Source organism: Providencia vermicola, from assembly GCF_020381325.1.
GTDB lineage: Bacteria > Pseudomonadota > Gammaproteobacteria > Enterobacterales > Enterobacteriaceae > Providencia > Providencia vermicola.
The window spans coordinates 265,471-292,303 of sequence record NZ_JAGSPI010000004.1 but is presented as its reverse complement, the minus strand read 5'-3'; the positions used below and the strand labels follow the sequence as shown (position 1 = coordinate 292,303).

Genomic DNA, 26,833 nt, shown 5'->3' with positions numbered 1-26,833 from the left:
TTTGTGCGAAATTTATAAAATAAGCTAATTATATCAATTTGTTATTTCTTATTTTCTTTCCAAGTAAGATTTTACCCGTCCTTCTATTTTCTGAATTGTTCTGTAAATAAACCTAAAGCTAGGTGTGACTGGCTTGACAAGGTTTTCATACCATTCGTAAACTTTATATGTGGAGAATTGTGGGGTAAAGTGGGTAGCAAGGAAATAAAAGGGGTTTAATCGGGTATGTTTCGTGGGGCAACACTGGTTAATCTCGACAGCAAAGGGCGGCTAACCGTGCCTACTCGTTATCGAGGAATGCTGACCGAGGAAGCAAAAGGGCAAATGGTCTGTACCATTGACCTTCACCAGCCGTGCCTGCTGCTTTATACCTTGCCTGAATGGGAAATCATTGAAGAAAAGCTGTCTCGATTATCCACCATGAATGAAGCAGAACGACGTGTACAACGGCTTTTACTGGGTCATGCTAGCGAATGCCAGATGGATAATGCAGGACGTCTTTTGTTAGCCAATACATTGCGCCAACACGCAGGGCTAACCAAAGAGGTCATGTTGGTTGGCCAGATTAATAAATTTGAACTTTGGGATGAGCAAACTTGGTACAAACAAGTGGAAAATGATATCGCTGCAGAGCGTCTCACCACTGAACCACTCTCAGCCCGCTTACAGGATTTGTCACTATAACAATGACGCAACAGCAATTTAAGCACGTAACCGTATTATTAGATGAAGCCGTTAATGGCTTGAATATTAAGCCAAACGGTATTTATATCGATGGCACTTTTGGTCGAGGTGGGCATTCTCGCTTAATTTTAAGTCAATTGGGTGAGCACGGGCGTTTAATCGCCATTGACCGTGACCCAGAGGCAATTAAAGCTGCTGAAGCCATCGATGACCCGCGTTTTATGATTAAGCATGGCCCGTTCTCTGACATTGCACAATATGTGGAAGAAGAAGGGTTAGCGGGGCAAATTGATGGTGTTTTATTGGATTTAGGCGTGTCTTCACCGCAATTGGATGACCCAGAAAGAGGGTTTTCATTTATGCGAGACGGGCCATTGGATATGCGCATGGACCCAACCAAAGGGCAATCGGCACAGCAATGGTTAATGAACGCAGAGGCTGATGACATTGCATGGGTGTTGAAAACCTTTGGCGAGGAGCGTTTTTCGAAGCGTATCGCTAGGGCGATTGTGGAACGAAACCATAACCCCGAAGAAGAACCATTAACACGGACACGCCATCTGGCTGAATTAATTTCAAAAGTCAGCCCGATGAAAGATCGACATAAACATCCTGCAACTCGTAGCTTTCAGGCTATTCGTATCTACATCAATAGTGAGCTGGAAGAGATTGAGCAGGCACTAAACGGTGCGATGAAGGTTTTAGCACCAGAAGGGCGTTTGTCAGTTATCAGTTTTCACTCTTTGGAAGACAGATTAGTTAAACAATTTATCCGTAAAAACAGTAAAGGGCCAAGTGTGCCTGCTGGGATCCCACTGACAGAAACGCAAATTAAAGCATTAGGTGCCGCGCAGTTACGTGACTTAGGCAAAATGAAGCCTTCGGATAATGAAATTGACGAAAACCCACGCGCACGAAGTTCTGTGCTGCGTTTTGCAGAAAAGGCGACGCAATAATGGTTCCTGAAAGGCACAGCCTAGCACGCGTAATTGGACGTGATTTATTTCGCTACGGTATCGTTCCTTTGATTTTATTGGCTGCGATTATTATCAGTGCTGTATTTGTGGTTACAACGGCACATGAAACTCGCTTATTAACCGCAGCTAAAGACAAATTGTACGAAGAAAAAGATTCGTTGGATATTGAATGGCGCAATCTGATCCTCGAGGAAAACGCATTAGCGAGCCATAGCCGTATTGAGCGTTTGTCTGTTGATAAATTACAGATGGTTCAAGTTGAGCCATCACAAGAAAAAATTATTGTTTCTCAACAATAAAAAAGGTTCCCAATGAAAGCACCAAAAACAGCAAAAAATAAGAAACAAGAAGAAAGTACCAGCTTTGTCCGCTGGCGCTTTATTTTGCTGTGCGGGTGTATTGTCTTAGCGCTAGCAGGGTTATTAACGCGCGTGGCTTACCTGCAAATTATTGCCCCTGAAAAACTGGTTAAAGAAGGGGATATGCGCTCTTTGCGTGTTCAAGAAGTGGCAACGGCTCGGGGGATGATTAGCGATCGTGAAGGTCGGCAACTCGCGGTCAGCGTGCCAGTTAATGCAATTTGGGCAGATCCAAAAGAAGTGTTTGAAAAAGGTGGCATTAGCAATGATGAGCACTGGAAAGCGCTTGCAGACGCACTCGAAATTCCACTCGAGCAAATTACCAAGAAAATATCGGCCAACCCGCGTGGCCGTTTTGTATATTTAGCGCGTCAAGTTAACCCGTCTATCGGTGACTACGTTAAAAAATTAAAAATTCCAGGTATCTATCTGCGCAAAGAATCTCGCCGTTATTACCCTTCAGGCCCTGTGACAGCACACTTGTTAGGTGTGACAAACATTGATGGTGAAGGTATTGAAGGTGTTGAAAAAAGTTTTGACCGCTGGTTAAAAGGCGCTCCAGGAGAGCGTACGGTTCGTAAAGACCGCAATGGTCGCGTGATCGAAACGATTTCATCCGTCGATAGCCAAGCGGCGCATAACCTGACATTAAGTATCGATGAACGCATTCAATCAATTGTTTATCGTGAACTGACTCGCGGCGTGCAAGAAAATAAAGCGGAATCAGGTGTGGCAATTTTAGTGGATGTACATACTGGGGAAATATTGGCGATGGCCAATAGCCCATCGTATAACCCAAATAACCTTGCTGGCACAGCAATGGATGCCATGCGTAATCGCGCAATTACCGATATTTTTGAACCAGGTTCAACAGTAAAACCAATGGTGGTAATGAGCGCATTGCACAACAAAATTATTAAAGAAAACTCAGTCATTAATACCTATCCATATCGTATTAGTGGACATGAAATTAAAGACGTTGCGCGCTATGCGGAATTAACGATTACTGGAATTTTACAGAAGTCGAGTAACGTGGGTGTTTCTAAACTGGCGTTAGCGATGCCTGCCACAGAGCTGGTGGATGTGTATAGCCGCTTTGGGTTTGGCAAGCCGACTAATCTGGGGTTAGTCGGGGAAAGTAGTGGCATCTTTCCAAGTAAAAAAACACGGTGGTCTGATTTAGATAGGGCCACCTTTTCTTTTGGCTATGGGCAAATGGTAACACCGTTACAATTAGCGCGAGCCTACGCAACAATTGGTAGTTTTGGTATCTATAGGCCGCTATCTATCACAAAAGTTGACCCACCAGTACCTGGAACTCGTGTTTTCCCTGAGCCAATTATGCGTACTGTGGTGCATATGATGGAAAGTGTCGCTCTGCCTGGTGGTGGTGGTGCACGTGCCGCGATTAAAGGTTACCGTATTGCCATTAAAACAGGTACTGCGAAAAAAGTCGGCCCCGAAGGGCGATACGTTGAAAAATATCTCGCTTACGCAGCGGGTGTAGCACCTGCAAGTAATCCACGTTATGCGCTTGTTGTATTAATCAACGAGCCAAGTGGTGGTAAATACTACGGAGGGGCAGTTTCTGCTCCTGTGTTTGGTTCGATTATGGGCGGAGTCTTACGACTGATGAATATTGAGCCAGATGCGTTACAACCTGATGATAAAAATGAAATTGTGAACAGTCAAAAAGAGGTTAAAAGTGGCAGATCGTAATCTTTGTGATCTTCTTGCGCCATTTGGTGTAAGCACAACTCCTATCTCACTGCGTGAGATGACGCTAGACAGTCGGAAGGCTGCCGCGGGTGATCTGTTTATTGCCATAAAAGGCCACCAGTCGGATGGTAGGCATTATATTCCTCAAGCGATTGCACAAGGGGTTGGTGCTGTGATTGCAGAGGCGCAAGGTGAAGCTGAGGAAGGCGAAGTTCGTTTTGTTCATGGCGTGCCAGTGATTTACCTCAATGACTTAAACAATCGTTTATCTGCACTGGCAGGTGAGTTTTATGACCAGCCTTCTGCCAAAATGAAATTAGTAGGCGTGACGGGAACAAATGGTAAAACAACAACAACCCAACTGATTGCACAGTGGGCGAAAGGCCTTGGTGAGACAAGCGCTGTGATGGGGACTGTTGGAAATGGTTTATTAGGGCAGGTTTCACCAACGGAGAATACCACAGGCTCTGCGGTAGATATTCAGTTAGAACTTACGCAGCTATTAAATAAAAAAGCCACATTGACTGCGATGGAAGTGTCTTCCCACGGTTTAGTACAAGGGCGTGTCGCGGCATTGCAATTCGCCGCCGCAGTGTTCACTAACCTAAGTCGTGATCACCTTGATTACCATGGTGATATGGAAAATTATGAATCGGCAAAATGGTTACTTTTCTCGACGCATCAAACTAAAAATCAAATTATTAATGCTGATGATGACGTTGGGCTGAAATGGTTACAGCGCCTACCACAAGCATGTGCGGTGACGATGGAAAATCGTATTCCAGCAAGCTGGCAAGGGCCATGGTTAAAAGCCACTGAAGTGGAATACCACGATAAAGGCGCGACGATTCATTTTGATTCCACGTGGGGTAACGGCGCATTTGAAAGTCCATTAATGGGGGCGTTTAACGTCAGTAACTTATTAGTTGCGATGGCGACATTGTTAATGATGGATTATCCACTCGAGCAATTATTAGCATCGACCTCATCTCTTTCACCAGTTTGTGGCCGAATGGAAGTCTTCAGTGCACCGAACAAACCAACTGTTGTTGTCGATTATGCACATACACCTGACGCATTAGAAAAAGCCCTTGCAGCAGCTCGTTTACATTGTAAAGGGCAGCTTTGGTGTGTGTTTGGTTGTGGTGGAGATCGCGATAAAGGTAAGCGCCCACTTATGGGGGCTGCGGCAGAAGAGTGGGCAGATAAAATCATTATCACTGACGATAATCCTCGCAGTGAAGACCCAATGGATATTATCAACGATATTATGGCGGGCTTACTGGATTCAAGCCGTGCGCTAGCGATACCAGGGCGTCCAGAAGCAGTAACTAATACTATTTTGCAAGCCTCACCCGATGATGTGATTGTCCTTGCAGGGAAGGGGCATGAAGACTACCAAATTATTGGTAATCGCAAGTTAGATTATTCCGATCGATTAACGGTGGCACGGTTATTGGGGGTGATAGCATGATCCCATTAACCCTCACGCAACTCGCAAAAATTACTTCAGGGCGGATTGAGTTTGCCTCTAACTGCGAACTTGAGCTTGAAAGCGTTAGCACAGACAGCCGTAAAATTGGTGAGAACGGTTTGTTTATTGCCCTTAAAGGGGAACGTTTTGATGCTCATCATTTTGCTGAGCAAGTGGTGGCCGACGGCGCAAAAGCCTTATTAGTCGAGAGCCAACTGGCCGTAAATTGCCCACAAGTGGTTGTAGATGATACCCGTATCGCAATGGGGCAACTGGCTGCCTGGGTTCGCCAGCAAGTGAGTGCTCGCATTGTTGGTTTAACAGGTTCATCGGGTAAAACGTCTGTGAAAGAAATGACGGCATCTATCTTGGCTGAGCGAGGCAAAACATTATATACCGCAGGTAACTTAAATAACGATATCGGCGTGCCGTTAACGCTGTTTCGCTTAACGCCAGAGTACGATTTTGCTGTGATTGAGATGGGGGCTAACCACCCAAATGAGATTGCCTACACCACTAATATTGTTAAGCCAGAAACGGCATTAGTAAACAATTTATTTGGTGCGCACTTAGCAGGGTTTGGTTCGCCAGAAGGTGTAGCAAAAGCCAAAGGTGAAATTTACCAAGGTATCCCAGAAGAAGGGACGGCAATTGTCAATCTGGATAGTTACAGTGAAAAATGGCAGTTCCAACCACGCCAAACGGTGTGGTATTACTCATTAACACAACAGCCTAAAGCTGATTTCTACCCGACAGATATTCGAATTAACCAATTAACCACGGATTTTGTGTTACATACGCCAATTGGCGCTGTTGATATTACGTTACCACTGCCTGGTGTCCACAATATTGCCAACGTATTAGCGGCGAGTGCATTAGCCATATCGGTTGGGGCAAGCCTTGAAGATATCAAAAATGGCTTAGCAAATACCAAAGCCGTGCCAGGTCGTTTGTTTCCTGTGCGCTTAGCAGAACACAAAGTGGTATTGGACGACACCTACAATGCCAATGATGGCTCCATGATTGCAGCTATTCACGTACTGGAAAAAATGCCGGGTTACCGCATTTTAGTCGTTGGTGATATGGGCGAACTGGGTGACTACGCAGAGGAGTGCCATCAGCGAGTGGGTGTTGCAGCAAAACAGGCTGGTTTAGATAAAGTATTTAGCGTTGGTGAACTCAGTAAGTTGATCAGCGAATTTAGTGAGTGTGGTGAGCACTTTACGGTAAAAAGCGATTTATTAACCCGACTAATTCCGCTAGCACAGCAGAATGATGTTGTTTCCATTTTAGTTAAAGGTTCACGCAGCTCCGCGATGGAAGATGTTGTGAATGCATTGAAGGAGTGCTTCGAATGTTAGTCTGGCTTGCCGAAATGTTGGTCCACAAGTTTTCTGTCTTGAACGTCTTTTCATATCTGACGTTCAGAGCCATTGTCGGTTTGCTGACTGCACTTGCGATTGCGTTATGGATGGGGCCGCACCTGATTGCTTATCTGCAAAAAATGCAGATTGGGCAAGTCGTGCGTAGCGAAGGCCCTGAGTCACATTTCAGTAAGCGTGGCACGCCAACCATGGGCGGTCTGTTGATCCTATTTTCAATTACAGTGTCAGTTTTACTGTGGGCGCGCTTAGATAATCCTTATGTTTGGTGTGTGTTGCTGGTGTTAATCGGCTACGGCATCGTTGGTTTTGTGGATGATTACCGCAAAGTGGTAAGAAAAGACACGCGCGGCTTAATCGCTCGTTGGAAATATTTTTGGCAGTCCGTTATCGCATTAATTGTTGCTTTTTCTATGTATGCGATAGGCAAAGACACGCCAGCCACTCAACTTGTTGTGCCATTCTTCAAAGATGTGATGCCACAACTGGGCATGTTATACATTTTACTGACGTATTTTGTGATTGTCGGTACGAGTAATGCGGTGAACTTAACGGATGGCCTTGATGGCTTAGCCATCATGCCAACGGTATTTGTTGCGGCTGGTTTTGCATTAGTGGCATGGGCGACAGGTAACGTCAATTTTGCGGGCTACTTGCATATTCCATTCTTACCACACGCAGGTGAGTTGGTGATTGTTTGCACTGCTATTGTTGGGGCTGGTTTAGGCTTTCTTTGGTTTAACACATACCCAGCACAAGTTTTCATGGGGGATGTAGGCTCACTAGCGCTCGGTGGTGCATTAGGTACAATCGCCGTTTTACTGCGCCAAGAATTCCTATTAGTGATTATGGGTGGGGTATTTGTGGTTGAAACCTTATCCGTTATTTTACAGGTTGGTTCGTTTAAATTACGTGGTCAACGGATCTTCCGCATGGCACCAATTCACCACCATTATGAATTGAAAGGCTGGCCAGAACCTCGTGTTATCGTGCGCTTCTGGATTATTTCCTTGATGCTAGTACTGATTGGGCTAGCAACGTTGAAGGTGCGTTAATATGGTTGATTATCAGGGTAAGAACGTTGTCATTATAGGTCTGGGCGTCACAGGCCTATCTTGCGTTCAATTTTTCATCGAGCGTGGTGCTGTGCCACGCGTGATGGATACCCGAGCAACCCCCCCAGGTGTGGATAAACTGCCCGAAAATGTGCAGTGTCATCGTGGAAGTTTGAATAACGAATGGCTTCAAGAAGCGGATTTGATTGTTGCAAGCCCTGGGATTGCGTTAGCGACACCACAATTACAGCAAGCGGCACAAAACGGCATTGAAATTGTTGGTGATATTGAACTGTTTTGTCGTGAAGCCGATGCGCCGATTGTGGCGATTACGGGGTCAAACGGAAAAAGCACAGTCACCTCGTTAGTCGGGGAGATGGCAAAGGCGGCGGGAATTTCTGTTGGCGTGGGGGGCAATATTGGCACACCAGCGCTGTCTCTGCTCAATTCAGGCCATGCATTGTACGTTTTAGAACTATCCAGCTTCCAACTCGAAACTACATCAAGCTTAAAAGCGGCAGCAGCAACGGTACTGAATATCAGCGAAGACCATATGGACAGATATCCACTGGGCTTATCACAATACCGCGGTGCGAAATTAAAAATTTATCATGGTGCACAGAATTGTATCGTGAATATGCAAGATGCGTTAACGCTGCCTGAAAACCAATCCGCTGATGAATGTATTGGTTTTGGGGTGAACAGTGGCAAGTATTGTTTTGACACTAAAAATCGCGTGCTGGTGGTCAACGGTAAAACACTGTTGGACGTGAATGAGATGCACTTGACGGGTCAGCATAACTATTTGAACGCACTGGCTGCGTTAGCCCTTGCGGATGCAGTGAATATTTCGCGTCCAGCTTGTATTGAGGTGTTGAAAACCTATGCAGGGCTAGCACATCGTTTTGAACTCGTGTTATTTAACAACGGTGTGCGTTGGATTAACGACTCCAAAGCCACCAATGTGGGCAGCACCGAAGCCGCATTAAATGGGTTGCATGTTGATGGCTCAGTCTATTTATTGTTAGGTGGAGATGGTAAGTCAGCTGATTTTTCATCGTTAAAACAATATATTGCTGCGGATAACTACCATTTATACTGCTTTGGTCGTGATGGAAAAGCATTAGCATCATTAGCCCCTGAAAAATCAGTATTAACTGACACGATGGAGCAAAGCTTGCGCCAAATTGCACCGCAATTAAAAGCGGGGGATATGGTCTTACTATCCCCAGCCTGCGCCAGTTTAGATCAGTTTAAAAACTTTGAGCAGCGTGGTGCTGTTTTTGCTCAATTAGCGAAGGAGCTGGGGTAATGAGCATACCGGGTGCGATGCGTTTAAAAAATTGGGTCATTGGTGAAAAAAATGGCGTGATTTCAGGCTCAACGTTGTACGACCGTACATTGGTCTGGTTGGCATTCGGTTTAGCGGCAATCGGCTTCATTATGGTGACTTCGGCCTCGATGCCTGTGGGGCAGCGTCTGACGGAAGACCCGTTTTACTTTGCAAAGCGCGACATGGTCTATCTCGTTATTGCTTTCGCCTTATCATTAGCGGTCATGCGCATACCGATGGCTTTTTGGGAAAAGTATAACTTCCTATTTTTGATGGGCTCACTGGGCATGTTAGTCGTGGTATTAGTGGCAGGGAGTTCGGTTAACGGGGCATCTCGTTGGATTGACGTCGGGTTAGTGAAAATTCAGCCAGCTGAAATTTCTAAATTTACTTTATTTTGCTATGTTTCCAGTTACTTAGTACGTAAGTCGGAAGAAGTTCGTACTCGCTTCCTTGGGTTTATCAAACCGATGTGTATTTTGATTGTGATGGCATCATTACTGCTTTTACAGCCTGACTTAGGTACGGTCATTGTATTAGTCGTCACAACATTAGGCTTACTGTTTTTAGCAGGCGCAAGGTTAGCTCCGTTTATTATTGGTATTGCCACCTGTGCGGTGGGGGTATTAGCGCTGATTTGGTTTGAGCCTTACCGTTTACGCCGTGTAACCTCGTTTTTAAACCCATGGGATGACCCATTTGGTAGTGGCTATCAGTTAACACAGTCATTAATGGCATTTGGTCGTGGTGAAATGTTAGGCCAAGGGTTAGGAAATTCAGTTCAAAAACTGGAGTATCTGCCTGAAGCGCATACTGACTTTATTTTCTCCGTGTTAGCGGAAGAATTGGGTTATGTCGGAGTTGTATTAGTCCTGTTAATGGTGTTCATGTTGGCATTTAGGGCGATGATGATTGGGCGTCGTGCGTTGATGTCTAACCAATTATTTGGCGGCTATATGGCCTGCTCTATTGGTATTTGGTTTACTTTCCAAGCCTTGGTTAACGTCGGTGCAGCATCCGGTATGCTGCCAACGAAAGGGTTAACGTTACCCCTAATTAGTTATGGTGGTTCCAGTTTATTAGTGATGGCCGCAGCGATAGCGGTATTACTGCGAATTGATTTTGAAACACGCCTAGAAAAAGCGCAGGCGTTTGTAAGGAGTACCAAATGAGTCAGCCAAAAAAATTACTCGTCATGGCAGGTGGAACAGGAGGGCATGTCTTTCCAGGGCTGGCTGTGGCGCATTATTTGCAGGCTCAGGGCTGGGAAATTCGCTGGTTAGGAACGGCGGATAGAATGGAAGCGACCTTAGTGCCAAAACATGGCATAGATATTGAGTTTATTCAGATTTCAGGTTTAAGAGGCAAAGGTATTGCCGCACAGTTAGGCGCGCCATGGCGTATTTATAAAGCGATTCGCCAAGCAAAAACGATTATTAAACGTTATCAGCCCGATGCGGTTTTAGGCATGGGGGGGTATGTTTCAGGCCCCGGTGGTATTGCGGCATGGCAGTGTGGTGTTCCGGTTGTTCTTCATGAGCAAAATGGCATCGCGGGTTTGACGAACAAATGGTTATCGCGTATCGCAAAACGGGTTTTGCAAGCGTTTCCGGGGGCTTTCCCTGATGCACCTGTAGTTGGTAACCCTGTTCGTGAAGATGTACTGGCACTGCCTGCACCTGCGGCTCGCTTAGCAGGTCGAGAAGGCGCGATACGCGTATTAGTTGTAGGTGGCAGCCAAGGTGCTCGGATTTTAAACCAAGTGATGCCACAAGTTGCTGCAAAAGTAGGCAAACAGTTAAATATCTGGCACCAAGCGGGAAAAGGCAGTAAGGAATCTACTGAAGCGTTGTATAATGAACATCTGCAAGTTTCAGGCAATTCTGAGTATAAAGTTACTGAATTTATTGACGATATGGCGCAAGCTTATGCTTGGGCAGATATTGTTGTATGCCGTTCTGGCGCATTGACCGTCAGTGAAGTTGCAGCCGCAGGTTTACCTGCTATTTTTGTTCCTTTTCAGCACAAAGACCGCCAGCAATATTGGAATGCATTACCACTGGAAAAAGCGGGCGCTGCGAAGATCTTAGAGCAACCACAATTTACCGCAGAAGCGGTAGCAAACCTGCTTGAGCAGTGGGATAGAGCAGAATTGTTGTCGATGGCTGAAAAAGCCCATGATTGTGCAATTAGTGATGCAACTGAACGTGTTGCAGCCGTGATTTGCGAAGTGGCTAAATAGTTTTAGTCACATTTGATACCGATTTTATAAAGAAGCGAAAACAGAGTGAATACACAACAATTAGCGAAATTAAGAACATCAGTGCCAGAAATGAGAAGAGTCAGGCACATCCATTTTGTCGGCATCGGTGGTGCTGGCATGGGTGGTATCGCTGAAGTGTTGGCAAATGAAGGCTATGAAATTAGTGGTTCAGACTTGGCGCCCAATGCTGTGACTCAACAATTAACTGAATTAGGTGCAACGATTTATTTTAATCACCGTCCAGAAAATGTTGAGAATGCCAGTGTGGTTGTCGTTTCAACGGCGATTTCAAGTGAAAACCCTGAAATTCAAGCGGCGAAAGAACTCCGTATTCCTGTTATTCGTCGTGCTGAAATGTTAGCTGAATTAATGCGTTACCGTCACGGTATCGCTGTTGCGGGAACACATGGTAAAACGACCACGACGGCAATGATTTCAGGCATTTATGCACAAGCAGGTTTAGACCCTACGTTTGTTAACGGCGGGTTAGTGAAATCAGCGGGAACACATGCACGTTTAGGGAGTAGCCGTTATCTGATTGCGGAAGCGGACGAAAGTGATGCATCGTTCTTGCATTTGCAGCCATTAGTTGCGGTAGTGACCAATATCGAAGCTGACCACATGGATACTTACCAAGGTAACTTTGATAATTTAACGGACACCTTCATTAATTTTCTGCATAACTTGCCATTTTATGGCCGTGCAGTGATGTGTATTGATGATCCTGTCATTCGTTCATTGCTACCAAAAATTGGCCGCTACATCACCACTTATGGTTTTAGTGAGGATGCCGATGTGCGCATCACCAAATACGAACAAAAAGGCAACCAAGGCTTTTTCACTATTGCACGTGAAAATATGCCGGAATTGACGGTCGTGTTGAACGCGCCAGGTCGCCATAATGCATTAAACGCCACAGCTGCGGTTGCGGTTGCGACGGAAGAAGGCATTGATGACTTACACATTTTATCTGCATTAGTGGAATTCCAGGGTACAGGACGCCGTTTTGACTTCTTGGGCAATTTTGCATTACGCAATGTCAACGGCAAAGAAGGTGAGGTCATGTTAGTGGATGACTATGGTCACCACCCAACAGAAGTGGATGCCACCATTAAAGCGGCACGAGCCGGTTGGCCAGATAAACGCATTGTGATGATTTTTCAACCACATCGTTATACACGTACCCGTGATTTATACGACGATTTCGTCAATGTATTAGGGCAAGTGGATGTATTGCTGATGTTGGATGTTTATTCAGCGGGTGAAAAGCATGTTGCAGGGGCTGATAGCCGCTCATTATGCCGCACAATTCGAGGTCGTGGTCAGATTGATCCGATTTATGTTTCAGAACCGGAACAAATTTCTCATCTTTTAGCTCAAACTCTTGATGAAAATGATTTAATTTTAGTTCAAGGCGCAGGAAATATTGGTAAAATAGCCAAAACGCTCGCGGAAACGAAATTACAGCCACCAATGGTCGAGGAATAAACATGGCAGAGAAAATTGCGGTGCTATTTGGTGGGACATCAGCTGAACGTGAAGTGTCACTTCAGTCAGGAAATGCCGTATTGGCAGGGCTTCGCCAAGGCGGAGTTGATGCGCATCCTATTGATACCAAAACTTTCCCTGTTATTACGTTAAAAGAAGCAGGTTTTGATAAAGTTTTCATCGCATTGCATGGTCGAGGTGGTGAAGATGGTACGATCCAAGGGATGCTTGAATACCTTGGTTTGCCTTACACGGGAAGTGGCGTAATGGCATCGGCACTGAGTATGGACAAGCTCAGAACAAAACAATTATGGCAAGGTGCGGGACTAAGTGTATCTCCTTATATATACTTAACTAAACAGCAACATTCGCAGTTGAGTTGTGAACAAATCGCTGCAAAAGTTAACACACTGGGTTTGCCATTAATTGTAAAACCAAGCTTAGAAGGTTCGAGTGTTGGTATGAGTAAGGTGGACAGCTTAGATGCATTACCTGCGGCACTTGAATTAGCGTTTCGTTTCGACGAAACCGTATTAATTGAAAAGTGGCTCAGTGGTCCTGAATACACCATCGCGGTATTAGGTGATAAAACGCTACCGTCGATTCGTATCCAGCCGCCAGGAATATTTTATGACTACGAAGCAAAATATTTGTCTGATGAGACCCAATATTTCTGCCCAAGTGGTTTAGATGCACAACGTGAGTCTGAGCTTGCTGAGTTAGCGATGAATGCCTATTTAGCGGTCGGTTGTGATGGCTGGGGGCGTGTTGACGTGATGCAAGATAGCGATGGGCAGTTTTACTTGTTGGAAGTGAACACTTCGCCAGGTATGACGAGCCACAGCTTAGTACCAATGGCCGCGCGTCAGGCAGGTTTAGATTTTTCGCAGTTAGTTGTGCGAATTTTAGAATTGGCTCGTTGATATGTCGCAAGCAGCGTTAAACGTCAGGCATCATAAGAATCACAACGATGATGACCCACGTTCAGGCCCAAGTAATGGGGCATTTTTAGGCGGGTTGTTTTTCTTTCTCATCGTTGTCGGTACCATCGTTTGGAGTGGTTGGATGGTGATGACGTGGATGAAAGATGCTGACAGGCTACCGATGTCAAAGCTCGTCTTAACAGGTGAGCGGCATTACACCAAGAACGATGATGTAAGAAAGGCGATTTTATCGTTAGGGCAACCGGGTACGTTTATGACAGTCGATGTCAACGCTATCCAAAACCAAATAAGTATGATGCCATGGATACGCCAAGTTACTGTGCGTAAACAATGGCCAGATGAATTGAAAATTCATATTGTTGAGTACCAACCATTCGCCAGATGGAACGATCAAAATATGGTGGATGTAGAAGGTAGGGTGTTTAACTTACCTGCAAGCGAAAATGGTAAAGGAGATTATGTATTGCTTTATGGCCCACAAGGTAGCCAAAAAGAGGTACTAAAAGAGCTCGCTAACTTTAAAAACACGCTTGCGACACATAAGTTAAAGCTTAAATCGTTATCAATGACAGCCCGCCATGCATGGCAAATCATTTTGGATAACGACACCCGAATCGAACTGGGTAAAAAAGATGTTTCAGAGCGGTTAAATCGGTTCCTTGAACTTTATCCGCTCTTGCAGCAAACAACGGACAAACGCGTCGACTACGTTGACTTACGTTATACCAGTGGTGCTGCGGTGGGCTGGGCGCCAGTTTTGGTTGATGCACCACCGGGGTTACAATAAAAAATATTGCTAATAACTCAATTTAGGCAGAAGAAATGATTAAAGCAACGGACAGAAAATTAGTGGTAGGCCTTGAAATTGGAACTTCCAAGGTATCAGCCCTTGTTGGCGAAATTCTGCCCGATGGTATGGTTAATATTATCGGGGTGGGAAGCTGCCCATCTCGTGGAATGGATAAAGGCGGCGTAAACGACTTAGAGTCTGTCGTAAAATGTGTTCAACGGGCTATCGACCAAGCAGAGCTGATGGCAGATTGCCAAATTTCCTCTGTCTATTTGGCGCTTTCAGGTAAACACGTTAGCTGCCAAAATGAAATTGGTATGGTGCCAGTTTCTGAAGAAGAAGTGACACAAGAAGACGTTGATAGTGTGGTGCATACGGCGAAATCAGTGCGTGTGCGTGATGAGCATCGAATTCTGCACGTGATCCCGCAAGAATTTGCGATCGACTACCAAGAAGGGATTAAAAACCCAGTAGGTTTGTCGGGTGTGCGCATGCAAGCAAAAGTTCATTTAATTACTTGTCATAATGATATGGCGAAAAACATTGTTAAAGCGGTTGAACGTTGTGGACTAAAAGTTGACCAGCTGATTTTTGCTGGTCTCGCAGCAAGCTATAGCGTATTAACTGAAGATGAACGTGAATTAGGTGTGTGTGTGGTGGATATCGGTGGTGGTACTATGGATATGGCCGTTTATACTGGCGGTGCGTTACGCCACACCAAAGTGATTCCTTATGCAGGGAATGTGGTTACCAGCGATATCGCGTATGCCTTTGGTACGCCACCAAGTGATGCAGAAGCGATTAAAGTTCGCCACGGTTGTGCTGTTGGTTCGATTGTGAGCAAAGATGAAACAGTTGAAGTGCCGAGCGTCGGTGGTCGACCACCGAGAAGTTTACAACGTCAAACCTTAGCAGAAGTCATCGAGCCGCGGTATACTGAGCTGTTAAACTTAGTAAATGAAGAAATTTTAAATTTACAGGAACAGTTACGTCAACAAGGTGTCAAACACCATTTAGCGGCTGGTATTGTTTTAACAGGCGGTGCTGCACAGATTGACGGTTTAGTTGAATGTGCCCAGAAAGTGTTCCACACCCAAGTAAGAATTGGTACGCCATTAAATATTACGGGGTTAACAGATTACGCGCAGGAGCCATATTATTCTACCGCGGTAGGGCTTCTGCATTACGGTAAAGAAAGCCATCTTGGCGATGATACCGAGACAGAAAAGCGTGCCTCAGTCACAGGTTGGTTCAGTAAAATCACCAGTTGGTTGAGAAAAGAATTCTAATTTTAATAAAGAAGCCTATTATTAGCTTCAAAAGTAGTAAGCACAAAACGGAGAGACATTATGTTTGAACCAATGGAGCTCACTAACGATGCGGTGATTAAAGTCATCGGTGTTGGTGGCGGCGGCGGTAATGCCGTTGAACACATGGTGCGTGAACGTATTGAAGGCGTCGAATTCTTCGCCGTCAACACGGACGCACAAGCACTGCGTAAAACCGCAGTCGGACAAACTATCCAGATCGGTACGGGTATTACAAAAGGTCTGGGTGCAGGTGCAAACCCTGAAGTCGGCCGCAATGCTGCGGAAGAAGATCGCGAAGCGCTACGTAATGCATTAGATGGTGCAGACATGGTTTTCATCGCAGCAGGTATGGGCGGTGGTACAGGCACAGGTGCAGCGCCAGTCGTTGCCGAAGTGGCGAAAGAATTGGGTATTCTGACAGTTGCGGTCGTGACTAAGCCTTTCAATTTTGAAGGCAAAAAGCGTATGGCATTTGCAGAAGCGGGTATCACTGAGTTATCAAAACATGTTGACTCGTTGATCACCATCCCAAATGACAAATTATTAAAAGTTCTTGGTCGTGGTATCTCATTACTGGATGCTTTTGGTGCGGCAAATGACGTACTTAAAGGCGCAGTACAAGGTATCGCAGAGCTGATTACTCGCCCAGGTTTAATGAACGTGGACTTTGCTGACGTGCGTACCGTTATGTCAGAAATGGGCTACGCGATGATGGGGTCTGGTGTGGCACGCGGTGAAGATAGAGCCGAAGAAGCTGCTGAAATGGCAATTTCTAGCCCATTACTGGAAGACATCGACCTGTCAGGCGCTCGTGGTGTGTTAGTCAACATCACCGCTGGTTTCGACCTGCGTTTGGATGAGTTTGAAACGGTAGGTAACACTATTCGTGCATTCGCATCTGATAATGCGACCGTGGTAATCGGTACTTCTCTCGACCCAGAAATGCATGAAGAGCTGCGAGTTACAGTTGTTGCAACAGGTATTGGTATGGACAAACGCCCTGAAATTACCTTAGTTAGCAACAAAATGTCACAGCAGGCGTCAATGGAACAACGCTATCAGCAAATGCAAAATAGCATGTCTTCATTAACCGAAGAGAAACCAGCAGCGGCTAAAGCGGTCAATGACCAAAATACGCAAACAAACAAAGAACCAGATTATCTCGATATTCCTGCGTTCTTGCGTAAGCAAGCCGATTAATTTTATTTATATTGGATTCTCCGCTTTTTGTGCTAAAATTTCCTACTGATTATCTTGTATGATGATCAGTAGGACTTATAACATTGCGAGAAATAGACGATGATCAAACAACGGACATTAAAACGTATTATTACAGCGACTGGTGTTGGTTTACATACCGGCAAAAAAGTTACGCTGACTTTACGTCCAGCGCCGGCAAACACCGGGGTCATCTACCGTCGTACTGACCTTAATCCACCGGTTGATTTTCCGGCAGATGCGAAATCCGTTCGCGATACGATGTTATGTACTTGCTTAGTCAATGAAGATAACGTACGTATTTCGACCGTTGAGCATTTGAATGCTGCTTTAGCAGGGTTAGGTATCGATAACATTGTTATTGAAGTCAATGCGCCTGAAATCCCGATTATGGATGGCAGTGCTGCACCGTTTGTTTTCTTACTGCTTGATGGCGGTATTGAAGAATTAAATTGTGCGAAGAAATTTTTACGTATTAAAGAAACTGTTCGTGTTGAAGATGGCGATAAGTGGGCAGAAATGCGACCTTACAATGGTTTCAGTCTTGATTTCACTATCGATTTCCAACACCCGGCGATTGATAGCAGCACTCAGCGCTATTCACTTGATTTCTCTGCGGAATCATTTGTGAACCAAATCAGCCGTGCACGTACGTTTGGTTTTATGCGTGATATCGAATATCTGCAATCCCAAGGCTTATGCTTAGGCGGTAGTTTCGACTGCGCTATCGTTGTTGATGACTATAAAGTCCTCAATGAAGATGGCTTACGTTTTGAAGATGAATTCGTTCGTCACAAAATGTTGGATGCAATTGGTGATTTATTCATGTGTGGGCACAACATTATTGGCGCATTCACTGCGTTCAAATCTGGCCACGCACTGAATAACAAACTTCTGCAGGCGGTTCTTGCGAAAGAATCAGCTTGGGATCTGGTCACCTTTGAAGATGAAGCGCAATTGCCTGTGGCATTCAAAGCGCCTTCAGCTGTATACGCATAATTAATATGCGGCTAGCCCAACCTGGGCTAGCGCTTTCTGTTGGTTGCACTAGTACTCTCTCCGGCTAGTGCAGCCAGCCGCTCAAACCTTTCTTTTAATCCTTTCGGGCTATTTTCTGCTAATTTTAATAATACTTGTGCTGTTTGTGTACTTATCTGCCTTTCGTTCATTTTTTGTGTTGATGCAGCTGTTCGGTTATTTACTGAACTATTTTGTTTGCTTTTTCGCATTAAATCGGGATTGATTCTGATGTCGATAGACGATAATGATGGTAGAATAGAAGTTCTTAGTGCGGAAAGTAAGTTTAATTTTTCATAATTAAGACGGGTCATCCAACTGGCATTTGCCACTTCAATGACCATAATATTATTGCGGTAGTTTGCAACACGGCACATTGGCTTAATTTCAGCTGGCAATAAGCCCTTTACAGCGCGGTTCAGCTTGATAATGGCTTTCGCATTTCGCTGAATAGTTTGTAAAGTATTTGATGAATTTGCCAATGATCCCTCAAGAACATCGAAAAGTGCTTGTGGATGACTATCTCTCATTTGTGGCTCCAGCTAACAATGATGAAACTAATATACAGATAAAAATATTGTCACGTATTTATTATATAAGAGTTTAATGGGCATTTTAAATTTTTGGCGACAGCTCGGTAGAAAATACTTTTGGTCCCACCTATTATTAGGTGTGGTTGCCACGGGTGTCGGCTTGCCTACGATTTTAAATGCTCTTTCTGAATCTCAGCTTACGCAAGTTAACTCATCACCCGCAAACCGCCAAAACCAAGCGGTTAATGCATTTGATAACTTATTTGCGCAGCAAAATTCTCAGCGCTCTTCTTCTTCATCATCATACTCGGTTAATTATTGGCAGCAACATGCGGTGCGCAATGTTATTCGACAACTCACGTTTGCTTTTTCTGCAAATGAAGATGATGACGTAGCGACGACAAAAGAAGAATCCGAACAGCTTATTGCACCACAATTGATGTTGGATACGCTTTATGCCATGTTGGCAGAGCGTTCACTTCAAACGCACGAAAGCACGGTGCTAGTCAGTCATTATATTTACCCTCATTTTGTTACCTACCAGCCTGCAATTTGGGTTGCACAAGTGCATGGCATTCGTGCTGGTCCATTAACTGCTTGATCTCTTAACAGATTTATCAACTCAATGTTGAGAAAATCTGCGCCTTAAAATCTATGAAATAATAAAATAACTTATTGATTTAATGAGATTACAAGTATGTTAACTAAAATTTTGACCAAAGTATTCGGTAGCCGTAATGATCGTACTCTGCGCAGACTGCGCAAAGAAGTGGAAAAAATTAATCGCTTAGAGCCTGATTTTGAAAAATTATCAGACGATGAGTTAAAAGCCAAAACAGTTGAATTCCGTGAACGCTTAACTAAAGGCGAGAGCTTAGAAAGCATTATTCCAGAAGCATTTGCGACCGTGCGTGAAGCAAGCCGTCGTGTTTTTGGTATGCGTCACTTTGATGTGCAGTTAATTGGTGGGATGGTACTCAACGAACGTTGTATTGCAGAAATGCGTACAGGTGAAGGTAAAACATTAACCGCGACATTACCTGCTTATATTAATGCGTTAAGTGGCAAAGGCGTCCATGTTGTGACGGTAAACGACTACTTAGCAAAACGTGATGCGGAAAATAACCGCCCATTATTTGAATTTTTAGGTTTAACGGTTGGTATCAATTTACCAGGTATGGCACCGCCTGCGAAGCGCGAAGCCTACGCTGCAGATATTACTTATGGTACTAATAACGAGTTTGGTTTCGACTACTTACGTGACAACATGGCATTTAGCCCTGAAGAGCGTGTACAACGTAAATTGCACTATGCATTAGTGGATGAGGTCGACTCAATCCTTATCGATGAAGCGCGTACACCGCTGATCATTTCAGGTCCAGCAGAAGATAGCTCAGAACTTTACCAAAAAGTGGATAAGTTAATTCCACATTTGCAACGCCAAGAAAAAGAAGATTCAGATACTTTCCAAGGGGAAGGGCATTTCTCTGTTGATGAGAAATCACGCCAAGTCACTATCACCGAACGTGGTCTGGTGTTAATTGAAGAACTTCTGGCAAAAGAAGGCTTAATGGATGAAGGCGAATCATTATATTCACCAACAAACATTATGCTTATGCACCATGTAATGGCAGGCTTACGTGCTCATGCATTGTTCACCTTAGATGTTGACTATATTGTTAAAGATGGCCAAATCGTAATCGTTGACGAACATACGGGTCGTACAATGGAAGGGCGTCGCTGGTCAGATGGCTTACACCAAGCGGTTGAAGCAAAAGAAGGTGTTGAAATTCAAAATGAAAACCAAACCTTAGCGTCGATTACATTCCAGAACTATTTCCGTTTATACGAAAAACTGGCGGGTATGACGGGTACAGCGGATACTGAAGCATTTGAATTTAGCTCAATTTATAAATTAGACACTATTGTTATCCCAACTAACCGTCCAATGGTGCGTAAAGATTTACCTGACCTCGTTTACATGAACGAAACCGATAAATTTGCAGCCATCATTGAAGATATTCGTGAAAGAACGTCGAATGGCCAACCTGTGCTGGTGGGGACAATTTCTATCGAGAAATCAGAGCTGATTTCTAACGCACTGAAAAAAGCTAAGATTAACCATAATGTGCTGAATGCAAAATTCCACGCAATGGAAGCGGATATCATCGCAAACGCGGGACAAGCTGGTGCAGTTACTATTGCAACTAACATGGCAGGCCGTGGTACGGATATCATGTTAGGGGGAAGCTGGCAGACCGAAGTTGCTGCGTTAGAAGAGCCAACGCAAGAGCAAATTGATGAAATCAAAGCAAATTGGAAAGTGCGCCATGATGCGGTTTTAGCAGCAGGTGGTTTGCACATCATTGGTACAGAGCGCCATGAATCACGTCGTATTGACAACCAGTTACGTGGTCGTGCAGGTCGTCAAGGGGATGCGGGTTCTTCACGTTTTTACTTATCGATGGAAGATGCTCTGATGCGTATCTTCGCCTCTGATCGTGTGACAGGCATGATGAAAAAACTGGGTATGAAACCAGGAGAAGCGATTGAACATCCATGGGTAACTAAAGCGATTGCTAACGCACAGCGCAAAGTTGAAAGCCGTAACTTTGATATTCGTAAACAATTGCTTGAATATGATGATGTTGCGAGTGATCAACGTCGTGCTATTTATACACAGCGTAATGAATTACTCGACGGTGGTGATATTAAAGAAACGGTTGACAGCATTCGCGAAGATGTCTTTACCACCACGATGGATGCCTATATTCCACCTCAATCGTTAGAGGAAATGTGGGATATTGACGGATTGCATCAGCGTTTAGTTAATGACTTTGACCTTGATCTGCCAATGAAAGAATGGCTGGATAAAGAACCTGAATTGCATGAAGAAACTTTACGTGAACGTATCATGCAAAAAGCGGTTGAAATCTATGAGCGTAAAGAGGAAATTGTTGGTGCAGAAGCGATGCGCAACTTTGAAAAAGGTGTCATGTTACAAACACTAGATACCTTATGGAAAGAGCACTTGGCTTCGATGGATTACTTGCGCCAGGGTATTCACTTACGTGGTTATGCACAAAAAGACCCTAAACAAGAATATAAACGCGAATCCTTTAGTATGTTTGCTAATATGCTTGAAGCCTTGAAATATGAAGTAATCAGCACATTATCTAAGGTACAAGTTCGTTTACCTGAAGAGGTTGAAGCATTAGAGCAACAGCGTCGTGAAGAAGCTGAGCGTTTAGCGAAAAGGCAACAATTAAGTCATGAAGCGGGTGCTGAATCTTTAATGACTGAAACCGAAGCTAACATAGCAACTCAAGGTCACAAAATTGGCCGTAACGACCCTTGTCCTTGTGGCTCAGGTAAAAAATACAAACAATGTCATGGCCGTTTGAATTAAGTTACTATTACTCATTAAGATAAAAAAGGCGGGGTAACCCGCCTTTTTGACGAAAAGACTATGAAAAAAAAACATCTGCATATCGCGGCTGGAATTATTCGTAATTCCCAGCAAAAAATTTTTATTACTAAACGACCAGAAGGCACGCATATGGCTGGCTTTTGGGAGTTTCCTGGCGGAAAGCTAGAACAAGGTGAATTACCTGAAGCTGCCTTGATTCGTGAGCTTGAGGAAGAAGTCGGGATTATTGCCACTCAGTATGAACAATTTCATCGTGTAGATCATGAGTTTGAAGATAGAATTATTACACTTTATTTCTTTATTGTCTCAGAGTGGGATAATGAACCTTATGGAAAAGAAGGGCAGGATTCACGCTGGGTAGAACAAAAAGCATTGGTTGAGAATGAGTTCCCACCAGCAAACCGTGTTATTGTAGAGATGCTTATACAATAATATTTTTTAATACATTGAAAATAAAGTGGAAAATATACAAGTTTAAACTGAGGTTACATTTTCCACTTTATAAAAATATAAAGCTAGTTATCTGGTTGCTCACTCCAATCATCACTTTCAGAGATATCGCTCTGGCTTGCAATGCGTTTTTCTTCACTGGCCCATTCACCAAGATCAATGAGCTGGCATCGCTTGCTGCAAAAAGGCCTAAAAGGGCTGCTTTCATTCCAAATCACAACTTTTTGACAGGTTGGGCAGTTAACTTCAATAATTTCACTCATAAAACATTTCTCTACTTTAACAGCAAGATAATTCAAAACGGATCATATCAGGGAGTATACCATTCTCGCTATCGATATGTAGAAAACGTAAAGCAAAGCGTGTTTTGTGACCTGAAATTTGTGGGTAAATAAAGTTTTCTGCGGGCAATTTTATGCGCAGTAGTTCTTTACCTTCGACACTATCTTGATAAAAGCCATTAAATGATTCTTTAGTTTCAAACGTTCCTGATTGACGAATTAATGACAGAACTGTTTTTAAAGCATCATTTAAAGGATCGAGACTTTGAAGCCAGCCACTGATGGCTTTATCACGTTCATTTTGCGGAATATTTAACCATAGTTGTAAGGTAGGTAAATCAAAACTACAGCAGCCACCTGGAATGCTTAGTCTTTGGCGAACCATGCTAATAATTTTATCTGTTCGTAAATGGTGACCAAAGCGAGGTGCAGACATTAAGTGAGATATTTTATTTGATAAATCAGTGAGTAATGAACTAATTAGTTGGTTGTCTGCATTAGGGTCGCTAGCCCAATTTGATAAGCGAGTGCGTTGTTTTTCAAGCTCTTTAATAAGATCTGAACGGACTTCGCCTCTATCTAGAATTTCAATAAGTTCTGAGACTGAACGAAAAAATGCGATACCGGAAGAGTAGGAGGTGATATTGCTGAGTTCATAAATTTGAGATAAAAGAGTTTCAAGGCGCAACCAAGAACGGATCTTTTCATTCATTGGATATTCATAAGTGATTAAATTTGTAGTTGCTAGTTCGCCCATTTTAATTCCTATGTTTTTATTTTTGCTAGTGTTAAATATTTATTGTGAAGATTTGCTACCTTGTCTTGAATGCTGGTGTCTTTAGTATGGTTTGTAATAATGTCATCAGCATAAGATAATCGTTTTTCACGGCTAACTTGTGCATTTAATATATTTTTAACCTGTTCGAGACTAATATTGTCTCTTTTTATTGTACGTTGAATTTGTTCTTCAGGGGTAACATCAACGACTAATACCCTGTCTGCTAAATGAGAAATATTATTTTCAATTAATAAAGGAACAACCCATAATACATAAGGATAATTGTCTTGGTGGAGCTGTTTTTGCGTCTCTTGCTGAATTAAAGGGTGAAGACGTGCATTTAGCCATTTTTTTTCATTCGTGTTTGAGAAAATAATGTCTCTTAAAAGAGCTCGATTTAGCGTGCCATCTAAAGAGATAATCTCTTTACCAAAGTGTGACCTGATAGCGTCAAAAGCGGGAGTATTCGGCTCTACAACCTGACGAGCTATTACATCAGCATCGACGATGGGGACGCCAAATTTAGCAAAGTTGTTCGCAATGGTCGTTTTACCACTCCCAATTCCCCCTGTTAAAGCAACGATATAAGGCATAAATTTTTCGATCACTTATAGAAAATAAAAATAGATTACACTGAAATTATCCGTTTGTCTTCACTCAAATTAACGCGAATGAATGTAGTTAAAAATACTTATATGCATGATTCCATATAGTTGGAGTATGTTAATAATACGAAAAGAATATTATTGAAAAATTATAATCCAGTGACAACATTCCCTAAATTAAATATTGGAAGATACATCGCTAGCATAATGATACCGATTAAGAGTGAAATAAATACAAGAAGGGCGGGTTCTAAGTTTTTCACTTTTCTCTCTATATGGAGCATGTATTGTTCGGAGTAGAACTTAAATAGGTATCTTGTAAAATAATGGAGTTTACCTGACTCTTCAGCAATGGCGATTAATTGAACGGCTAAACTTGGGAATAAAACCGTCGCTTTCATTGAATTTGAGAGTGTCTCACCTTTAAGAACAGCAGAGAGAATATTTTCACAATCATTTTTGTATCGCTTATTATTGATTGTTTGTATTGTACAGTTTAAACAGTCAATTAGTGGAAGACCGATTTTATATGTAGATGATACTGTTAGAAAATACAAGCTTAGATAATGATAGGCGATTAAGTTTTTAAATACTGGCAGTTTTGAAAAAAAATGTTGTAAGTATAAGTTATGGCGATTATTTATCTTTAGTGTAAATATTATAATAACGAAAATAAACGATAAAAAATATGTGAATTGTTTTTTTATAAAGTCGGATAGGTAAAGCATAACTTGTGTTAATAGAGGCAGCTCCTGTTGAAAGCTATCGTAAATTTCTTTAAATTGAGGAATGACATACAAAAACATAATGCATAGTAACATACCTGAAAATAGACAGAGAGTGAGCGGATAACGTATTGCTTTTTTGAACAACGCAGAGATTTTTTCATTATGCTCTAACATAAAGCTAATCGTATTGAAATTTTCATCATATTTACCTGTTTTCTCTGCAACAATGATAAGGCTAATAATTGTGCTGCTAAAAATTTGTGGATGATTCTTTAAAAAATCGGAAAAAAGCTCCCCTTTTTCGATATGTAGAATTAAACTTTTAATAAAGTGACGCCAAAAAGGAAGGTGGCAATTTTCTGAAAGTATTTTTAAGCTTTGTATTAGAGTTATCCCTGATGATGTTAAGGCACCTAGCTGATGAAAGAAATGTATTCGATAGTTAATACAAGTGTGATTTAAATTAAAAATCGCTTTAATTTTTATTTTTAATGGAATAAGGTTATTCTCAGTAATAATAAGAAAAGCTTTTTTTTTACTTTTAGCTAACAAGGTATCTTCAATTATTTGGTTGTGAGCATTGAGTGCAATATATGAATAAATGAACATTTTAAGCCCCTTCGTTGCCAACAATGGCATAAATTTCTTGTAACGTTGTTTCCCCTGATTCAATAAGCTTGATACCTGCTTGAAAAAGACGTTCAAAATTTACAATATTACGACCTTGTTGTTCCTGTAAATCTTGAATTATTTGCTGGTCAATATACTCATAAACAGCTGTTCTTCCCATAAAGCCAGAAAAACAATGCTCACATCCTTTAGACCTCCATTCATTAACCGTTAACACTCTATTTAGCTGAGTTTTTGATGGCGCCGGTATTTTGCATTTAGGGCATAATTTACGTACTAATCTTTGAGCTATCACCATTTTTAAACAAGACATTAATTGTTTTTTTTCTACACCAAGTTGGATCATACGTTCTATAGCGCTTACAGTACAATTGGTATGCAATGTAGATAAAACTAAATGGCCAGTTTGCGCTGCACGAGTAGCAATTTGGGCGGTTTCTTCATCCCTTATTTCACCAATCATAATAATATCGGGATCTTGGCGTAATAGCGCCCTAAGAATAAAAGCAAAGCTAAGTTCGGATTTTTCATGAACCTGTATTTGATTAATTCCGTGTAAAGGAATTTCAATGGGGTCTTCTATTGTTGAAATATTCCGAGAAGATTGATTTAAAAATTCCAAGGCGCTATATAAAGTCACTGTTTTGCCACTGCCTGTAGGGCCTGTCACTAAGATTAGCCCCTGAGGCTGATTTAAGTATCTTTTTAATGAGTCAAGAAGGGAAGAGCACATCCCTATGTGCTCTAATGAATATTTTAATTGAGTATTAAGAATTCTTAATACGAGTTTTTCACCATATAAGGTGGGAATACTAGAAAGGCGTATGCTGTAATTTTGCCCATCAAAGTACCAATTCATCTGTCCATCTTGTGGACGTCTTTTTTCCGCAATATTCATTTTGGAAAGTATTTTTAGCCGCGCAATGATTTCATTGTTAATTTCGTAGGGTGCTGAAGGAAGGAAGTAAAGTTTCCCATCAACACGGATCCTAATCTTTAAACCCTGCTTGGATGGCTCAAGATGAATATCTGATGAGCGTTTATGAACAGCGGTTTTAAGTAAATTCTCAACAAAATCAACCGCAGGAGATGTAATATTTAATGTCTCTGCTTCTTTAGGTTGGTAAGAGATATCCTCCTCTTTGATTTGATGTATTGCACTATTAAAGTAATGATCAACCTTTTCTTTAGGCCAAATATCATAGCAAACAGGAACGCTAGCAATAAACTTTAGAGTCGCCATAAGATTATCATCAGGTTTTTTAACCGTGGCGATAGATAATCGCTTATGGTTATAATCCACGATAATAATATAGTGCTTATCACATAGTTTTTTTAATTCTTTAAATATAAACTGGTTATCTTTCGTTATATTCATAATTATC

The 26,833-nt window shown here is 42.7% G+C and carries 25 protein-coding genes; 19 read left to right on the top strand and 6 right to left on the bottom strand.

From position 1 onward, the window contains the following. Window positions 1–225 precede the first annotated feature (225 nt). From mraZ to lpxC, 16 genes are all read left to right on the top strand, one after another. Window positions 226–684, top strand: coding sequence for a division/cell wall cluster transcriptional repressor MraZ (gene mraZ / locus KDJ85_RS07985; protein ID WP_206082708.1), 459 nt, complete (start codon window positions 226–228; stop codon window positions 682–684). Window positions 685–686: 2 nt separating this feature from the next. Beyond that, entirely contained in the window at window positions 687–1,640 is a 954-nt protein-coding gene (rsmH, locus tag KDJ85_RS07980; protein ID WP_225819195.1) for a 16S rRNA (cytosine(1402)-N(4))-methyltransferase RsmH, read from the top strand. Next, entirely contained in the window at window positions 1,640–1,960 is a 321-nt protein-coding gene (ftsL, locus tag KDJ85_RS07975; RefSeq protein ID WP_206082706.1) for a cell division protein FtsL, read from the top strand. The genes rsmH and ftsL overlap by 1 nt, the downstream gene beginning before the upstream one ends. Window positions 1,961–1,972: 12 nt before the next feature. Next, entirely contained in the window at window positions 1,973–3,739 is a 1,767-nt protein-coding gene (gene ftsI / locus KDJ85_RS07970) for a peptidoglycan glycosyltransferase FtsI (protein ID WP_206082705.1), read from the top strand. Next, the gene (murE, locus tag KDJ85_RS07965; protein WP_225819194.1) at window positions 3,726–5,213 is read left to right on the top strand and encodes a UDP-N-acetylmuramoyl-L-alanyl-D-glutamate--2,6-diaminopimelate ligase; all 1,488 of its coding nucleotides are present in this window, start codon (window positions 3,726–3,728) and stop codon (window positions 5,211–5,213) included. Before ftsI ends, murE begins: the two co-directional genes overlap by 14 nt. Next, window positions 5,210–6,574 (top strand): UDP-N-acetylmuramoyl-tripeptide--D-alanyl-D-alanine ligase, encoded by a 1,365-nt coding sequence (murF, locus tag KDJ85_RS07960; RefSeq protein WP_225819193.1) that lies wholly within the window; start codon window positions 5,210–5,212, stop codon window positions 6,572–6,574. Before murE ends, murF begins: the two co-directional genes overlap by 4 nt. Next, window positions 6,568–7,650 (top strand): phospho-N-acetylmuramoyl-pentapeptide-transferase, encoded by a 1,083-nt coding sequence (mraY, locus tag KDJ85_RS07955; RefSeq protein ID WP_047756943.1) that lies wholly within the window; start codon window positions 6,568–6,570, stop codon window positions 7,648–7,650. Before murF ends, mraY begins: the two co-directional genes overlap by 7 nt. Window position 7,651: 1 nt before the next feature. Continuing rightward, on the top strand, window positions 7,652–8,962 hold the full coding sequence (murD, locus tag KDJ85_RS07950) for a UDP-N-acetylmuramoyl-L-alanine--D-glutamate ligase (RefSeq protein WP_225819192.1): 1,311 nt from the start codon (window positions 7,652–7,654) through the stop codon (window positions 8,960–8,962). After that, window positions 8,962–10,155 carry a cell division protein FtsW gene (ftsW, locus tag KDJ85_RS07945; RefSeq protein WP_225819191.1) on the top strand — a complete coding sequence of 398 codons (1,194 nt, stop codon included), beginning with the start codon at window positions 8,962–8,964 and terminating at the stop codon, window positions 10,153–10,155. Before murD ends, ftsW begins: the two co-directional genes overlap by 1 nt. Next, window positions 10,152–11,225, top strand: a complete 1,074-nt coding sequence (gene murG / locus KDJ85_RS07940; protein ID WP_225819190.1) for an undecaprenyldiphospho-muramoylpentapeptide beta-N-acetylglucosaminyltransferase — start codon at window positions 10,152–10,154, stop codon at window positions 11,223–11,225. The genes ftsW and murG overlap by 4 nt, the downstream gene beginning before the upstream one ends. 45 nt (window positions 11,226–11,270) lie before the next feature. Beyond that, entirely contained in the window at window positions 11,271–12,734 is a 1,464-nt protein-coding gene (gene murC, locus KDJ85_RS07935) for a UDP-N-acetylmuramate--L-alanine ligase (RefSeq protein WP_225819189.1), read from the top strand. Window positions 12,735–12,736: 2 nt separating this feature from the next. Next, a complete protein-coding gene (locus KDJ85_RS07930; RefSeq protein WP_225819188.1) occupies window positions 12,737–13,657 on the top strand; it encodes a D-alanine--D-alanine ligase in 921 nt (306 codons plus the stop codon). 1 nt (window position 13,658) lies between these two features. Further along, entirely contained in the window at window positions 13,659–14,465 is an 807-nt protein-coding gene (gene ftsQ / locus KDJ85_RS07925) for a cell division protein FtsQ (RefSeq protein WP_225819187.1), read from the top strand. A gap of 35 nt (window positions 14,466–14,500) precedes the next feature. Beyond that, window positions 14,501–15,757 (top strand): cell division protein FtsA, encoded by a 1,257-nt coding sequence (gene ftsA / locus KDJ85_RS07920; RefSeq protein WP_225819186.1) that lies wholly within the window; start codon window positions 14,501–14,503, stop codon window positions 15,755–15,757. A gap of 60 nt (window positions 15,758–15,817) precedes the next feature. After that, window positions 15,818–16,978 carry a cell division protein FtsZ gene (ftsZ, locus tag KDJ85_RS07915; RefSeq protein ID WP_206082694.1) on the top strand — a complete coding sequence of 387 codons (1,161 nt, stop codon included), beginning with the start codon at window positions 15,818–15,820 and terminating at the stop codon, window positions 16,976–16,978. Window positions 16,979–17,077: 99 nt separating this feature from the next. Then, window positions 17,078–17,995: a UDP-3-O-acyl-N-acetylglucosamine deacetylase gene (lpxC, locus tag KDJ85_RS07910; protein ID WP_225819185.1), complete on the top strand. Its 918-nt coding sequence runs from the start codon at window positions 17,078–17,080 to the stop codon at window positions 17,993–17,995. 26 nt (window positions 17,996–18,021) lie between these two features. On the opposite strand, the gene KDJ85_RS07905 is transcribed toward lpxC, so the two are convergent. Further along, entirely contained in the window at window positions 18,022–18,543 is a 522-nt protein-coding gene (locus KDJ85_RS07905; RefSeq protein ID WP_225819184.1) for a DUF721 domain-containing protein, read from the bottom strand. Between the two features lie 76 nt (window positions 18,544–18,619). Here KDJ85_RS07905 and secM point away from each other — a divergent pair, with 76 nt between their 5' ends. The 3 genes from secM to mutT all read left to right on the top strand — a co-directional run bounded on the left by secM (window position 18,620) and on the right by mutT (window position 22,408). Then, the gene (gene secM / locus KDJ85_RS07900) at window positions 18,620–19,147 is read left to right on the top strand and encodes a secA translation cis-regulator SecM (protein ID WP_225819183.1); all 528 of its coding nucleotides are present in this window, start codon (window positions 18,620–18,622) and stop codon (window positions 19,145–19,147) included. 96 nt (window positions 19,148–19,243) lie between these two features. Continuing rightward, the gene (secA, locus tag KDJ85_RS07895; RefSeq protein ID WP_225819182.1) at window positions 19,244–21,955 is read left to right on the top strand and encodes a preprotein translocase subunit SecA; all 2,712 of its coding nucleotides are present in this window, start codon (window positions 19,244–19,246) and stop codon (window positions 21,953–21,955) included. A 60-nt stretch (window positions 21,956–22,015) separates the two neighbouring features. Beyond that, window positions 22,016–22,408 (top strand): 8-oxo-dGTP diphosphatase MutT, encoded by a 393-nt coding sequence (gene mutT, locus KDJ85_RS07890; RefSeq protein WP_225819181.1) that lies wholly within the window; start codon window positions 22,016–22,018, stop codon window positions 22,406–22,408. Window positions 22,409–22,491: 83 nt separating this feature from the next. Here mutT and yacG read toward each other — a convergent pair whose 3' ends face one another. The 5 genes from yacG to KDJ85_RS07865 form a co-directional block, all read right to left on the bottom strand. Continuing rightward, on the bottom strand, window positions 22,492–22,689 hold the full coding sequence (gene yacG / locus KDJ85_RS07885; RefSeq protein ID WP_206082688.1) for a DNA gyrase inhibitor YacG: 198 nt from the start codon (window positions 22,687–22,689) through the stop codon (window positions 22,492–22,494). A gap of 16 nt (window positions 22,690–22,705) precedes the next feature. Next, window positions 22,706–23,464, bottom strand: coding sequence for a cell division protein ZapD (gene zapD / locus KDJ85_RS07880; protein WP_225819180.1), 759 nt, complete (start codon window positions 23,462–23,464; stop codon window positions 22,706–22,708). Window positions 23,465–23,472: 8 nt separating this feature from the next. Further along, window positions 23,473–24,078, bottom strand: coding sequence for a dephospho-CoA kinase (gene coaE / locus KDJ85_RS07875; protein WP_225819179.1), 606 nt, complete (start codon window positions 24,076–24,078; stop codon window positions 23,473–23,475). 161 nt (window positions 24,079–24,239) lie between these two features. Next, window positions 24,240–25,427 carry a type II secretion system F family protein gene (locus KDJ85_RS07870; protein ID WP_225819178.1) on the bottom strand — a complete coding sequence of 396 codons (1,188 nt, stop codon included), beginning with the start codon at window positions 25,425–25,427 and terminating at the stop codon, window positions 24,240–24,242. 1 nt (window position 25,428) lies between these two features. Then, the gene (locus KDJ85_RS07865) at window positions 25,429–26,826 is read right to left on the bottom strand and encodes an ATPase, T2SS/T4P/T4SS family (RefSeq protein ID WP_225819177.1); all 1,398 of its coding nucleotides are present in this window, start codon (window positions 26,824–26,826) and stop codon (window positions 25,429–25,431) included. Between the last annotated feature and the right edge of the window lie 7 nt (window positions 26,827–26,833).

Bases quoted from the DNA above. Each gene is read 5' to 3' on its own strand.
- mraY (WP_047756943.1), top strand. From the start codon at position 6,568: ATGTTAGTCTGGCTTGCCGAAATGTTGGTCCACAAGTTTTCTGTCTTG.
- mraZ (WP_206082708.1), top strand. From the start codon at position 226: ATGTTTCGTGGGGCAACACTGGTTAATCTCGACAGCAAAGGGCGGCTA.
- ftsZ (WP_206082694.1), top strand. From the start codon at position 15,818: ATGTTTGAACCAATGGAGCTCACTAACGATGCGGTGATTAAAGTCATC.
- KDJ85_RS07930 (WP_225819188.1), top strand. From the start codon at position 12,737: ATGGCAGAGAAAATTGCGGTGCTATTTGGTGGGACATCAGCTGAACGT.
- ftsL (WP_206082706.1), top strand. From the start codon at position 1,640: ATGGTTCCTGAAAGGCACAGCCTAGCACGCGTAATTGGACGTGATTTA.
- ftsI (WP_206082705.1), top strand. From the start codon at position 1,973: ATGAAAGCACCAAAAACAGCAAAAAATAAGAAACAAGAAGAAAGTACC.
- zapD (WP_225819180.1), bottom strand. From the start codon at position 23,464: ATGGGCGAACTAGCAACTACAAATTTAATCACTTATGAATATCCAATG.
- KDJ85_RS07905 (WP_225819184.1), bottom strand. From the start codon at position 18,543: ATGAGAGATAGTCATCCACAAGCACTTTTCGATGTTCTTGAGGGATCA.
- secM (WP_225819183.1), top strand. From the start codon at position 18,620: ATGGGCATTTTAAATTTTTGGCGACAGCTCGGTAGAAAATACTTTTGG.
- KDJ85_RS07870 (WP_225819178.1), bottom strand. From the start codon at position 25,427: ATGTTCATTTATTCATATATTGCACTCAATGCTCACAACCAAATAATT.
- lpxC (WP_225819185.1), top strand. From the start codon at position 17,078: ATGATCAAACAACGGACATTAAAACGTATTATTACAGCGACTGGTGTT.
- ftsQ (WP_225819187.1), top strand. From the start codon at position 13,659: ATGTCGCAAGCAGCGTTAAACGTCAGGCATCATAAGAATCACAACGAT.
- yacG (WP_206082688.1), bottom strand. From the start codon at position 22,689: ATGAGTGAAATTATTGAAGTTAACTGCCCAACCTGTCAAAAAGTTGTG.
- KDJ85_RS07865 (WP_225819177.1), bottom strand. From the start codon at position 26,826: ATGAATATAACGAAAGATAACCAGTTTATATTTAAAGAATTAAAAAAA.
- coaE (WP_225819179.1), bottom strand. From the start codon at position 24,078: ATGCCTTATATCGTTGCTTTAACAGGGGGAATTGGGAGTGGTAAAACG.
- murF (WP_225819193.1), top strand. From the start codon at position 5,210: ATGATCCCATTAACCCTCACGCAACTCGCAAAAATTACTTCAGGGCGG.
- murG (WP_225819190.1), top strand. From the start codon at position 10,152: ATGAGTCAGCCAAAAAAATTACTCGTCATGGCAGGTGGAACAGGAGGG.
- mutT (WP_225819181.1), top strand. From the start codon at position 22,016: ATGAAAAAAAAACATCTGCATATCGCGGCTGGAATTATTCGTAATTCC.
- ftsW (WP_225819191.1), top strand. From the start codon at position 8,962: ATGAGCATACCGGGTGCGATGCGTTTAAAAAATTGGGTCATTGGTGAA.
- ftsA (WP_225819186.1), top strand. From the start codon at position 14,501: ATGATTAAAGCAACGGACAGAAAATTAGTGGTAGGCCTTGAAATTGGA.
- secA (WP_225819182.1), top strand. From the start codon at position 19,244: ATGTTAACTAAAATTTTGACCAAAGTATTCGGTAGCCGTAATGATCGT.
- murD (WP_225819192.1), top strand. From the start codon at position 7,652: ATGGTTGATTATCAGGGTAAGAACGTTGTCATTATAGGTCTGGGCGTC.
- rsmH (WP_225819195.1), top strand. From the start codon at position 687: ATGACGCAACAGCAATTTAAGCACGTAACCGTATTATTAGATGAAGCC.